Raw genomic sequence first — 12,104 nt, forward strand, 5'->3', positions numbered from 1 at the left:
GTGCAGCACTAGACTTAGTTTATTATTTTCCAAAATTTGGATGGTTTTAGACAAGTTTTCTAGAAAAATACGTATTTTAATTTTGTAGCGTGTTTTTAATCAGCTGTTTTTGAGTTGCTGTGTCTTGTGTCTAGGAGATTGAGAATGCTAAGATCAGCCTACGAACCGAAAGAATCAAAAAGTTGTTTGGATTACACTTAGTATACTAATATGACTTTATCTAAATAGTAAAATAATAATATTAATATCAGCCATAGTACCAATATTACATATATGAGATTTAAGGATTGGGCAACTAGAGTCATGTTAATCTTTTTCATGTTCTCAGCGCTGATTTTGGCAGTGTTTATCGGTGGTGCAAGACAGATAAAAAATCATCAAGCTGCTGTAAATCCAGAAGTTACAACATGGAATCAATATCCACAAGCGCAATTACAATCTGTCATAAATACAGACAAAAAGAAAATAAATTTACCTAAATCACCAGTTAAAACTAGTAAAATTAATAAAAATCATCTTAAGTATGCAACTACTGCGGCTTTCGCCAAATATAGACCTAGTTTTGCTAAAGCTGAAGTGGATTCTAGCAATTATGGCGATCGCTATACCAGAGATGTTAACGGTGTAGCTTTTAACAATCAACCGATTATTGTCATTCACGAAACTAGTAATTCTGCTTCTAGCGCTATTAATTTTTTTCAAACACCCCATGATGATGAAAAAGTGCAAGCAAGCTATCACGCTTTAATTACCATAGATGGAACGGTAATTTATCTTGTTCCACCAGATAAACGCGCTTTTGGTGCAGGTAATTCTGTATTTGAGGGTGTTAATGGTTTGGAAACTGTACAGACTAACCCCAATTTACCTCCCTCTGTGAATAATTTTGCTTATCATGTGTCTTTAGAAACTCCTGTCGATGCTTGGGGTGAAAATCATATCCAGGGTCATAGTGGTTATACAAAAGCTCAATATAATTCTTTAGCTTGGTTGATTGCTCAAAGTCAAGTTCCCGATGATAGGATTACTACTCATCGTACTGTTGACCGTTCTGGACAAAGAGCAGATCCAAAAAGTTTTGATTTTGATAAGTTTTTTAATTTACTTCATAGCTATCGTCAGCTAAAAACCGTTAACTAAGTTCAATAACAGCTTGTGTTAAAATTAATTTAATTTCAGATGGAGGAAATAATTATGATTTCATCACCTTTGATATTACATTTTCCCTCATCAATGCCAATGACAGATGATCAATTCTTTGAATTCTGTCAAGAAAACCGTGATTTACGCATTGAGAGAAATAAATTTGGAGATATATCAATCATGTCACCAGCAGGTTCAGAAACAGGAAATCGAGAATTTAATATTGCTGTACAGCTAGGAATTTGGTCAGAAAAAGATGGTACAGGAATTGGTTTTTCTTCCAGTACAGGTTTTAAACTCTCCACAGGTGCGGAACGTTCTCCTGATGCTGCTTGGATAAAGTTAGAAAGATGGAATAAACTTACACCAAAGCAACAAAAAAAGTTTGCACCTATTTGTCCTGATTTTGTCATTGAATTAAGGTCAGCTTCTGATAACTTGCAGCCTTTAAAAGATAAAATGCAAGAATATATGCAAGAATCAGAAATACGATTAGGTTTATTAATTGATCGTAAAAATCGGCGAGTTTATATTTACCGTCCTGGACAAGTAGAAGAATGTTTAGAAAATCCTGATACTGTTAATTGCGAACCTGTTTTACCGGGGTTTGTGTTGAATATGGAAAAAATTTGGTAGTTAATGATCAACAGCTTAAAATAGAGAGTGAAATAAAATAATAAGTTTTGGGAATAATAATGATGACAAATACTTATTCACTTAGTGTCTAAAAAGAGACGTTGATGGATATCATAACTCATTGCGGTGCTGTGTTTTTAATATTCGACAAGGTTGGGTTCTAAGTTATCTAGAATTATTTTCATATTTCATATATAGCTTGAGATCGGTTTATATTATAGCATTTTTCAGGATTATATATCAACGCGGTAGGGGTTTAGCAATGCTAAACCCTTACATTTTATGAATCAATGATCGCACTCTAGTCTCTAGCCACATTGACTTTATAAGAGCGATCGCTTTCTTTATTCGTAATGTTTAGCGATTACTAGATCGCGCTTCGCTATCGCTCTCTAGCATCTAGCCACGTTGACTATAATCTCTTAGATTTTATCATATTTTCTAAAATAATTTTTATTGTATCATGCTATAATCAGATTAAAATTATATTCAAGTCTATTATTATGTCTTCCATAGAAATTACACAGGCAATTAACCAAATATCAGAATTATTTCACTTAGCATTAAATGGAGAAGAAATTATTATTACCGAAAACCAGCAACCTTTATTAAAATTAACAGCACTCAAATCTAAATCTAAACGTCCTCCTTTATTTGGTACAGATAAAGATATCATTTCTATTGCTGATAATTTTGATGAGCCATTAGAAGAATTTGAAGATTAACCATGCAAGTTTTATTAGATACTCATACACTTTTGTGGTTTTTTTCAGGCAATGAAAATATTAGTATAACTGCTCTCCAATTAATTGAAGATAGCAAGAATCTCAAATATATAAGTCTTGTCAGTGTTTGGGAAATGGCAATTAAGCAAAGTAAAGGTAGGCTGAATTTATCTGTACCTATAGATGATTATATTCAGCAAAAAATCCAATTGGCTGATTTTAAACTCTTAGATATTCAACTGAGTCATTTACAAACAGTTTCTAGCTTGCCTTTTCATCATAATGACCCCTTTGATAGATTATTAATAGCACAATCTATGGTTAAAAATATCCCTATTGTTAGTCGAGATTCTATGTTTGATTCATACAAAGTTGATCTTATATGGTGATCTCAATTATTAAAGCGATCGCACTCTAGCCATGTTGACTTTATAAGAGCGATTGCTTTTCTCTATCTATGGAAAATAAAGGGCAATTACAAAAGAAGGGAACAGGGAACTCTTAACAGGGAACAGGGAACAGGGAACAAATTAGGACTTACGCACTGTACGAATCTGCCATGATGTGAATGAACGAAATTGCGTCGTTTTCGCCTTTGGGAATAACTTATTGAGTAAGGTGCGTCAGATAGAGAGAATCTGTTTTTTGTGAAAATATCGTGTCTGACGCACCCTACAAGAAATATAATTCATATTACTAAGTAGTAGTCAGAATCAGTATTTTCAAGATTTAATACATAAATATTAAAAATATTAAATTAAAAATGGCGATTGATGTAGTCAAAATAAATAAATTACCAATAAATTATCCTTTAATCCTAGAAATCCTGATTCAGACAAAATAAGTAAATGATCAATAAATAATCCTGTTAATCCTTTAATCCTAAAAATCCTGATTCAGACAAATTCTGTGTTTTGTTTCTTACCCAGTAAGGGTTTAGCATTGCTAAACCCCTACACCCACTATTGGAAATCTTCTTTAATGTCAGCCGATTTTGCTCCAGAAACACCTATGCTAACGATTGGGTTAGGACTAAACTGTAAAGTCTTAAACCTTAAACACCAGAGAAACAAAGGACAAAACACGAATGAATACATTTCTAGATACTGCTATTGAAGCAATTGTCGCCCGCGAAATCCTCGACTCACGGGGAAAACCAACGGTGGAAGCCGAAGTACATTTGGCTAATGGGGTTGTGGGACTGGCTCAAGTTCCCAGTGGTGCGTCTACAGGCACATTTGAGGCTCATGAATTGCGGGATGATGATAAAAGCCGTTATGGCGGTAAAGGGGTACTCAAGGCGGTGCAGAATGTCAATGAGGTGTTAGCACCAAAATTGTTAGGTTTGGATGCTCTCAACCAAGAAGCTTTAGACAGAACGATGATTGCTTTGGATGGTTCACCTAATAAAGCGAATTTGGGTGCAAATGCGATTTTGGCGGTTTCCTTGGCTGCTGCAAAAGCCAGTGCTGAGTCTTTGGATGTTCCCCTATATCGCTATTTGGGCAGTCCGTTGTCAAATTTGCTACCTGTTCCCTTGATGAATGTGATCAATGGTGGAGCGCACGCTTCTAATAACGTAGACTTTCAAGAGTTTATGATTGTACCTATTGGCGCTCCTTCTTTTAAGGAAGCTTTGCGTTGGGGTGCAGAAGTGTTTGCGACTCTCAGCAAGGTTTTGGATGAAAAAGGTTTGCTGACTGGTGTCGGTGATGAAGGTGGTTTTGCACCTAATCTAGAATCTAACCAAGTGGCTTTAGAATTGTTAGTAGCGGCGATTAAAAAAGCTGGTTATAAGCCTGGGGAAGAGGTGGCTTTGGCTTTAGATGTAGCAGCCAGTGAGTTTTACAAAAATGGGCAGTATGTCTATGATGGCAAACCCCATGCACCGAGCGAGTTTGTTGATTATTTAGGACAATTGGTTGACGAATATCCAATTGTGTCTATTGAAGATGGTTTGCATGAGGAAGATTGGCAAAATTGGCAATTACTAACTCAGAAGATAGGCTCAAAAGTGCAATTAGTAGGCGATGATTTATTTGTCACTAATGCTACTCGCTTACAAAAAGGTATTGACCAAAAAGCCGCTAACTCGATTTTGATTAAGTTGAATCAAATTGGTTCGCTAACTGAAACTTTGGAAACCATTGATTTGGCAAATCGCAACGGTTTTCGTTCAGTAATTAGCCATCGTTCTGGCGAAACTGAGGATACAACTATTGCTGATTTGGCTGTGGCTACTCGTGCCGGTCAAATTAAAACCGGTTCTCTGTGCCGTAGTGAACGGGTAGCAAAATACAATCGCTTACTCCGTATTGAGCATGAATTAGGCGATCGCGCTGTTTATGCTGGTACTGTTGGTTTGGGGCCTAAGTAGTTTCTTTTTAACGCAGAGGGGCGCGGAGGTCAACGCAGAGGGTCGCTGAGGATTTCTTCTCTGTGTTCCTCTGCGTTACCTTGGCTACCTGGTGCGTTAAGGATAAAATCCGACTTTTGGCAAGCCCAAGGTTTCATCCCAGCCCAGCATGATGTTCATACACTGGATTGCTTGTCCTGCTTGACCTTTAATCAGGTTGTCGATAGCTGACATGACAATTACCCGGCCTGTGCGGGGATCAACTTCTATGCCAATGTAACAAGTGTTACTTCCACAAGCCCATTTTGTTTGGGGGTATGTGCCGCTATTACAGATTTTTACCCAAGGGGAATTACGATAAAAAGCTGTAAAAATTGTGATTAAGTCGTCACGGACTAAACCAGGGTCGCGCAGTGTGGCGTATACGGTCGCCAAAATCCCCCGCACCATGGGAATGAGATGGGGTGTAAATTGGATTGTGACTTCGTGTCCTGCCAATTCGCTGCAAATTTGCTCAATTTCTGGAGTGTGGCGGTGTCTGCCGACGTTATAAGCCCCTAGGGAGTTATCGGCTTCGGCTAATAAAAGATTAACTTTAGCTTGTCTGCCGCCGCCAGATGTTCCAGATTTAGCATCAATAATGGCTGTTTCTGGAACTATCAAACCCTGTTTTAAAAGTGGAGAAAGTGCCAGCAGGCTGGCTGTGGGATAGCAACCAGGACAACCAATTAGTTGAGCTTCGGAAATGCGATCCCGGTACAATTCCGGTAAGCCATAAATTGCTGTAGCCGCAACTGTGCGATCGCTTCTCTGTGTACCATACCAATTTGTATAAGTTGTCAAGTCACTGAATCTATAATCTGCACTCAAATCCAGTACTTTGCATCCTTTTTCTAGCAGTTGAGGTGCAATTTGACAGGCTAGTCCGTTGGGTAAAGAAAGAAATACTACTTCACAACGACTGGCAATAATTTCTGGATTTACAGCCTCAATTGGTAAGTTAACTATATTTCCTAGATGTGGGTAAAGATCAGCAAAGGATTTACCAGCGCTGCTTTCACCACCTAAGTACACCAGTTCAACTTCTGGATGATCCATCAGTAGTCTCACTAGTTGAACTCCGCCATAACCTGACGCGCCAACTATCCCAACTGGTACGCGTCTTAAATTACCCATGTGATGAAATCCTTATCTACTTTTGTTAATTTGTTCTCAGCTACCCACAATATCAGCGACTAGATGGGAAACACACAAAACAGGTGATTGGGAAAATTATTTCTCCACCTCCCCATATCCTCAGTCTCCATTCTCTTGCTAAATTTTCAGTAGCAGAAATTTTTGTCATTTTATCGAATGATTGCTAGTCTACTTCTGTATCTGATAAAGAAGCTACAATTTAAAATAAGAAATTGTTAAAAAAATTTACGTTGGTAGCTGGAAATTTTCTGTGTTACAGCCTAAGACTAGCCAAGCCTTTGAATTTGATTCGATAGATGCCGCTTTGTCCGACCTCAAAGCAGGTCGCGTCATTGTGGTAGTAGATGATGAAAATAGAGAAAATGAAGGCGATTTAATTTGTGCCGCCCAATTTGCCACCCCAGATATGATCAATTTTATGGCTGTGGAAGCCAGAGGGCTGATTTGTCTGGCCATGACTGGCGATCGCTTGGATGAACTAGATTTACCATTGATGGTGAGTACTCTAACAGATACTAACCAAACTGCCTTTACTGTCAGCATTGACGCTGGCCCTCATTTAGGTGTCTCTACGGGAATTTCCGCAGAAGACCGGGCCCGCACCATCCAAGTTACTCTCAACCCAGCCACAAAACCTGAGGAATTACGCCGTCCTGGTCATATTTTTCCACTTCGGGCTAGGGCTGGAGGTGTGCTTAAACGAGCAGGACATACGGAAGCCGCAGTGGATTTAGCTCGATTAGCTGGATTATACCCAGCTGGGGTAATTTGTGAAATTCAAAACCCTGATGGTTCCATGGCGCGGTTAACACAATTAGTGCAATATGCCCAAAATCATCAGCTAAAAATTATTAGCATTGCCGATTTGATTAGTTATCGTCTTCAAAATGATCGTTTGGTCTATCGAGAAATCGTTACTAAGCTACCCAGCCAATTTGGTCGATTTGATATTTACGGCTATCGTCACACCCTAGATAATACAGAACACGTAGCAATTGTCAAGGGCAACCCTGCAAATTTTCAAGATGAACCTGTCATGGTGCGAATGCACTCAGAATGTTTAACAGGTGATGCTTTGGGTTCTTTGCGCTGCGACTGTCGAATGCAGTTGGAAGCCGCATTGAAAATGATTGAGTCTGCCGGTCAAGGTGTGGTTGTTTATCTACGACAAGAAGGACGGGGGATTGGCTTGATTAATAAACTCAAAGCCTACTCGTTGCAAGATATGGGACTAGATACGGTAGAAGCAAATGAGCGTTTGGGATTTCCCGCTGACTTGCGAGACTACGGCATGGGGGCGCAAATGCTGATGGATTTGGGCATTAAAAAAATTCGTCTTATTACCAACAACCCCCGTAAAATTGCTGGTGTTAAGGGCTATGGATTGGAAGTAGTTGATCGTGTTCCTTTGTTAATTGAGGCTAATGATTACAACTCCTATTACCTAGAAACAAAGGCGAAAAAGCTAGGGCATATGCTGTTACAAAGTTATCTTGTCACCGTGGCCATTCACTGGCAAGATCACCCGCAATTGGCGACAAAACGCTATGAACGGTTAGATAAATTTCGGTATTTAGCTAAAAATAACGATTTGTTGTTACAGGAGGAATCTCGTCCATTAGGAATTGCACTGTTTGATAAGCCATCTTTAACTGTACACTTGGGTTTTGATCAAGCAAATGTTGCTGAATCTAATTGGTATCAACAAAGTGGTCATCCTTACCTGCAAGCAATCTGTAAAATTCTGGATGAATTAGTAAATTTACCTTATGTCCAGAAATTGGAATTTCTAATTTCTTCAGGTAGTGATCCGCTAAGTAATTTACAAGTGCAATTAGATCGACAGAGATTTAGTAATGGTGTCCTCCCTTCATCATTGAAGGATAACTTAGAGACACAACAGATTTACAGTTTTAGTAAGTAGGGTTTTATTTACCAACTTTCATTTTATGCGTGGGGATACAGCAATGCTGTGTCTCTATTGCATCCCAAAAGCCTCAAGAGTTATACAGTTTCACTTTCAAGTTGATAAAAATCGAGAGAGGAAGGGATGTAAAGAAAGGGAGATTTATTTTTAGCTTTAATTAAGTAAAATAAATGCAATCTGCTTAATTTTTAATGTTTAATTCTCCTAAATTATCCTTAAAGGTAACTGCTATAGCGTTTCCTAGTCTAGTGAAGTACAAAATCATCTGCGTTTATCTGCGTCCATCTGTCTTGAAAAGTTTCCTACGCCGGGAAACCCGGCTTCGAGGAACTTTTCGCTGCGTTTAATGATTACAGCTTGTATCTCACTTGAATGGTAACTGCTAAAAAAATCTAATACTAGGAAAAAAATAATGCAAACTAATTGGAAAATTGGATCTTTATTTGGTATTCCTCTGTTTTTAGACCCGTTATGGTTTGTAATTTTCGGATTAGCAACCCTAAATTTTGCCGTAGCTTATCAACAATGGGGTACTTTCACAAGTTGGAGTGCTGGACTAATTATGGCACTGCTATTATTTACTTCTGTGTTATTGCATGAGTTAGGACACAGCTTAGTAGCACAGTCTCAAGGGATTAAAGTTAATTCCATTACGTTATTTTTCTTCGGTGGGATTGCCGCAATAGAAGAAGAATCGAAAACTCCAGGGCAAGCCTTTCAAGTAGCGATCGCTGGTCCTGCGGTCAGTATAGTCCTATTTTTGTTGCTACATCTAACTTCTAACATCATTCCTGATACCACACTGCTGAATGTAATGGTGAGAGATTTAGCGAGAATTAACTTAGTTGTCGCTTTATTTAACTTAATTCCTGGTTTACCGTTGGATGGTGGACAGGTATTAAAAGCAGCACTATGGAAAATAACAGGAAATCGCTTTCAAGCCGTACATTTGGCAGCAAAGTGCGGACAGATTTTAGGTTATAGTGCGATCGCTTTAGGATTTGCCATCGATTTCTTCAGCAAAGAATTACTCACAGGTTTATGGATTGTACTCTTGGGTTGGTTTGGTATTCGTAACGCCAACAGTTATGACCGTGTAACCACATTACAAGAAACTTTGCTCAAACTGGTAGCTGCTGATGCCATGACCCGTGATTTTCGCGTAGTTAATGCCGACCAAACACTGAGAGAGTTTGCTGATTTGTACCTTTTAGAAACATCCTCCTCACAAGTTTACTTTGCCGCTGCTGATGGACGTTACCGAGGTTTGGTGACTGTTGATGATTTACGGACAACCGAAAGGAGTCAGTGGGAAACCCAAACTCTGCAAAGTATTGTTCATACCCTCACAAATATACCCACCGTTACTGAGTCAACTCCTTTAGCCCAAATAATTAACAAACTAGAAAATGAACAGCTACCCCGAATTACTGTTCTCTCTCCAGCAGGGACTGTAGCTGGCATCATTGACAGAGGAGATATCGTTAAGTGTGCAGCACAACAGTTAAACTTGCCAATTACCGACACTGAAATCAAGCGCATTAAAGAAGAAGGTAGTTTTCCCCCAGGTTTGCAACTGGGAATAATAGCCAAGTCAACCACGAATTAAAGAAGTTGAGTTTTGACATACTTATGTCATCACTTTGTAACGAACTCGACAAAACCTTATGTGATAGTTGATTTGGTATTTGGTTACAAAATGCTTTTTTGGGTTCCAAGGCGGGGTTTCCTGCCTTTTTTTCTTTTTTGTTAGATTAAATTTAAGGGTGGACAAATAATCGCCCACCCTACCCAATGTAAAAAAAATTGTCGTCAATTAAAATCCATTAATCATGAAAAATGAGTTTCTAGGGGATTGGCGATGTATTTAAATGTGGGTTCAGAATTCCAAGGACCGCGCTCATTCTGATCGTTGCCATTTGTCGATAAGTTGTAGTAGAGAGAAACCGTTTCATCAGGTTGAATATTCCCAAATAGAGGATCAGTCAACTTACCCAAAGAATCCAAAGCCTTCATAAACATTTGGGTATGAGAAATTTCTCTTGTTAAGAGATGGACTAAAGTTTTTTTAGTTCCCTCATCTGTTGCCAGTTTAATTAATGCTTCATAGGTTTGACGAGCGCCTGCTTCTGCGGCAATATTAGCACGTAAATCACGTACTACATCGCCACCTTCATTCAAGTATTTCGCACTCCAAGCATTACCTTGACTATCAAGAAAGTGGGGACCAACTCCTCGCACAGCAAACAGACTACTTTTGTAAGCTTCTGTTTGATCTGTATTTTTAGTATGAGCTTCGATGAGTTGACCTACCATCTCTAAATGTCCAAATTCCTCAATGGCAATATCTTGGAGCATATCGCGGATACCAGAATTTTCTACATGAAAAGATTGTACCCAGTATTGCAAAGCTGCTGAAAGTTCCCCTGTTGCTCCTCCAAATTGTTCTAGAAGTAATTGTGCAAAACGAGGGTCTGCGGCATCAACTTTGACTGCATGAATCGGTTCTTTTTTGTGGAAAAACATACAACTTATTCAAACGCTACATCAAATTGATATTAACCAAATCAAAAAAATTAAACTCTACTAAGCTCTACTACTTCTTTGGAATAATCCCCACAAATAAATTGCTATAATGGCTCCAATTATTGCTACTAAAATTCCTGGAATACTTAAAGTAGCTGTTGTCAGTTGTAAGGTTCCTGTGCGAATAAGCGTAAATAAAGTTCCACCGATAAAAGCACCAACAATACCTAAAATCATTGTTGAAAGAATTCCCCCACCTTGATAACCAGGATAAACAGCTTTAGCAAGAGCGCCAGCCAATAGTCCTAAAACTATCCAAGCAATAATATTCATTATTTTTTCCTAAAAAATCTAATCCAGCTAATCCACTATTTAGATTATCAATTAATAATTATCTTTCTTTCTACCAAATGAGATAAATCTGCAAACCAAAAGATGGACTTAATAAAAAAACATCATACTCAATTTGGTTATATTTACCGTTGCTAAACTTGGCAATTTTTATAGCAAAAATCAATTAGGAATTATTTTACTTTTGATAGATTTATGCTTATTCAAGCAAATTTACCGCAAATCTTAGCATTTTTCAGCCTGTTGACTAGTACACTTTAATTCTTCTGAAGACATTAAATTAGTTCCAAATTCTGGAAAATAATCATAAAATAAAGGCAGGTACAGCAACCAGCTTACTTTTAAACCCCATTGCTTCATCCTTATTGCTTATGAATTCCTCGTCAGCACGACAGTATTTTTACCAGGAGATTCAACAACCTGACGAGTGTATCAACTTGGCAAGGGCAGCTTTGTATATTGCCCAAGAAGAATATCCTGAGCTTGATACTGAAGAATATATCAATGCTTTGGATACAATGGCAATGGAGTTAGAGGAACGCTTACCATTTTCACGCTATCCTCTGCGAGTGATTCAATGTATTAATCAATACCTATACCAAGAATTGGGTTTTAGCGGTAACAGAATAGATTACTATGACCCATGTAATAGCTTTTTTAATAATGTAATCGAACGTAAAACAGGGATTCCCATCACGTTGGCACTAGTTTATCTAGAAGTCGCAAAACGCATTAATTTTCCCATGGTAGGGGTGGGAATGCCAGGACATTTCCTGATTCGTCCAGACATACCAGATATAGAGATTTTTGTCGATGCATTTAATCAGGGTGAGATCATGTTTGCCCAAGATTGTCAAGAAAGGCTTTCACAAATTTATCAGCAATCAGTGACACTCAAACCTGAATTTTTAGCCGCAGTTAGCAACCGTCAATTATTGACACGAATACTCACAAATTTGAAGTATATTTACCTCAAACAGCAAGATTTGGTAAGAACTTTAGCCGCAGTTGAAAGAATTTTATTGTTGTGTCCAGATGTAACTTTAGAATTAAGAGATAGAGGTTTGCTTTACTATCAACTTGGTCAATTTACCCAAGCAGTAGAAGACTTACAACGTTATCTAGCTAAAGTTCCTGATGCTGATGATGCCTCTGTAATTCGTCAATTATTAGCTAAATTGGGTAAAAAAGTTGAATAAATTCAAAATTACGAATTACAAAAAAAGGGAACAGGGAACAGGGA

At 38.2% G+C, this 12,104-nt stretch carries 11 protein-coding genes; 8 read left to right on the forward strand and 3 right to left on the reverse strand.

Translation table 11 applies throughout. From position 1 onward, the window contains the following. Nucleotides 1-273 precede the first annotated feature (273 nt). The 5 genes from ANA7108_RS0102525 to eno all read left to right on the forward strand — a co-directional run bounded on the left by ANA7108_RS0102525 (nucleotide 274) and on the right by eno (nucleotide 4,881). Entirely contained in the window at nucleotides 274-1,140 is an 867-nt protein-coding gene (locus ANA7108_RS0102525; protein WP_026103948.1) for an N-acetylmuramoyl-L-alanine amidase, read from the forward strand. Nucleotides 1,141-1,194: 54 nt separating this feature from the next. Next, nucleotides 1,195-1,779, forward strand: coding sequence for a Uma2 family endonuclease (locus tag ANA7108_RS0102530; protein WP_016949188.1), 585 nt, complete (start codon nucleotides 1,195-1,197; stop codon nucleotides 1,777-1,779). Nucleotides 1,780-2,282: 503 nt separating this feature from the next. Then, the gene (locus tag ANA7108_RS0102535) at nucleotides 2,283-2,504 is read left to right on the forward strand and encodes a type II toxin-antitoxin system Phd/YefM family antitoxin (protein ID WP_016949189.1); all 222 of its coding nucleotides are present in this window, start codon (nucleotides 2,283-2,285) and stop codon (nucleotides 2,502-2,504) included. A 2-nt stretch (nucleotides 2,505-2,506) separates the two neighbouring features. Next, nucleotides 2,507-2,893, forward strand: a complete 387-nt coding sequence (locus ANA7108_RS0102540) for a type II toxin-antitoxin system VapC family toxin (RefSeq protein WP_016949190.1) — start codon at nucleotides 2,507-2,509, stop codon at nucleotides 2,891-2,893. 698 nt (nucleotides 2,894-3,591) lie between these two features. After that, nucleotides 3,592-4,881 (forward strand): phosphopyruvate hydratase, encoded by a 1,290-nt coding sequence (gene eno / locus ANA7108_RS0102545; RefSeq protein ID WP_016949191.1) that lies wholly within the window; start codon nucleotides 3,592-3,594, stop codon nucleotides 4,879-4,881. A gap of 96 nt (nucleotides 4,882-4,977) precedes the next feature. Here the strand turns inward: eno and argC are convergent, their stop codons facing one another. Further along, nucleotides 4,978-6,036 carry an N-acetyl-gamma-glutamyl-phosphate reductase gene (gene argC, locus ANA7108_RS0102550; RefSeq protein WP_016949192.1) on the reverse strand — a complete coding sequence of 353 codons (1,059 nt, stop codon included), beginning with the start codon at nucleotides 6,034-6,036 and terminating at the stop codon, nucleotides 4,978-4,980. Between the two features lie 271 nt (nucleotides 6,037-6,307). Here argC and ribBA point away from each other — a divergent pair, with 271 nt between their 5' ends. Then, nucleotides 6,308-7,981, forward strand: coding sequence for a bifunctional 3,4-dihydroxy-2-butanone-4-phosphate synthase/GTP cyclohydrolase II (gene ribBA, locus ANA7108_RS0102555; RefSeq protein ID WP_016949193.1), 1,674 nt, complete (start codon nucleotides 6,308-6,310; stop codon nucleotides 7,979-7,981). A 415-nt stretch (nucleotides 7,982-8,396) separates the two neighbouring features. After that, the gene (locus ANA7108_RS0102560; protein WP_016949194.1) at nucleotides 8,397-9,593 is read left to right on the forward strand and encodes a site-2 protease family protein; all 1,197 of its coding nucleotides are present in this window, start codon (nucleotides 8,397-8,399) and stop codon (nucleotides 9,591-9,593) included. 221 nt (nucleotides 9,594-9,814) lie between these two features. Here ANA7108_RS0102560 and ANA7108_RS0102565 read toward each other — a convergent pair whose 3' ends face one another. Together ANA7108_RS0102565 and ANA7108_RS0102570 are read right to left on the reverse strand one after the other, a co-directional pair. Then, the gene (locus ANA7108_RS0102565) at nucleotides 9,815-10,510 is read right to left on the reverse strand and encodes a manganese catalase family protein (protein WP_016949195.1); all 696 of its coding nucleotides are present in this window, start codon (nucleotides 10,508-10,510) and stop codon (nucleotides 9,815-9,817) included. 60 nt (nucleotides 10,511-10,570) lie between these two features. Further along, the gene (locus ANA7108_RS0102570) at nucleotides 10,571-10,843 is read right to left on the reverse strand and encodes a GlsB/YeaQ/YmgE family stress response membrane protein (protein ID WP_016949196.1); all 273 of its coding nucleotides are present in this window, start codon (nucleotides 10,841-10,843) and stop codon (nucleotides 10,571-10,573) included. Between the two features lie 389 nt (nucleotides 10,844-11,232). On the opposite strand from ANA7108_RS0102570, the gene ANA7108_RS0102580 reads away from it, so the two are divergent. Further along, the gene (locus ANA7108_RS0102580) at nucleotides 11,233-12,060 is read left to right on the forward strand and encodes a SirB1 family protein (RefSeq protein ID WP_026103949.1); all 828 of its coding nucleotides are present in this window, start codon (nucleotides 11,233-11,235) and stop codon (nucleotides 12,058-12,060) included. Nucleotides 12,061-12,104 lie beyond the last annotated feature (44 nt).

Source organism: Anabaena sp. PCC 7108, assembly GCF_000332135.1.
In the GTDB taxonomy this organism is placed as follows: Bacteria; Cyanobacteriota; Cyanobacteriia; order Cyanobacteriales; family Nostocaceae; genus Anabaena.

What these genes read in the sequence shown, in the direction of transcription:
- ANA7108_RS0102525 (WP_026103948.1), top strand. Translation starts at nt 274, where the DNA reads ATGAGATTTAAGGATTGGGCAACTAGAGTCATGTTAATCTTTTTCATG.
- ANA7108_RS0102530 (WP_016949188.1), top strand. Translation starts at nt 1,195, where the DNA reads ATGATTTCATCACCTTTGATATTACATTTTCCCTCATCAATGCCAATG.
- ANA7108_RS0102535 (WP_016949189.1), top strand. Translation starts at nt 2,283, where the DNA reads ATGTCTTCCATAGAAATTACACAGGCAATTAACCAAATATCAGAATTA.
- ANA7108_RS0102540 (WP_016949190.1), top strand. Translation starts at nt 2,507, where the DNA reads ATGCAAGTTTTATTAGATACTCATACACTTTTGTGGTTTTTTTCAGGC.
- eno (WP_016949191.1), top strand. Translation starts at nt 3,592, where the DNA reads ATGAATACATTTCTAGATACTGCTATTGAAGCAATTGTCGCCCGCGAA.
- argC (WP_016949192.1), bottom strand. Translation starts at nt 6,036, where the DNA reads ATGGGTAATTTAAGACGCGTACCAGTTGGGATAGTTGGCGCGTCAGGT.
- ANA7108_RS0102560 (WP_016949194.1), top strand. Translation starts at nt 8,397, where the DNA reads ATGCAAACTAATTGGAAAATTGGATCTTTATTTGGTATTCCTCTGTTT.
- ANA7108_RS0102565 (WP_016949195.1), bottom strand. Translation starts at nt 10,510, where the DNA reads ATGTTTTTCCACAAAAAAGAACCGATTCATGCAGTCAAAGTTGATGCC.
- ANA7108_RS0102570 (WP_016949196.1), bottom strand. Translation starts at nt 10,843, where the DNA reads ATGAATATTATTGCTTGGATAGTTTTAGGACTATTGGCTGGCGCTCTT.
- ANA7108_RS0102580 (WP_026103949.1), top strand. Translation starts at nt 11,233, where the DNA reads ATGAATTCCTCGTCAGCACGACAGTATTTTTACCAGGAGATTCAACAA.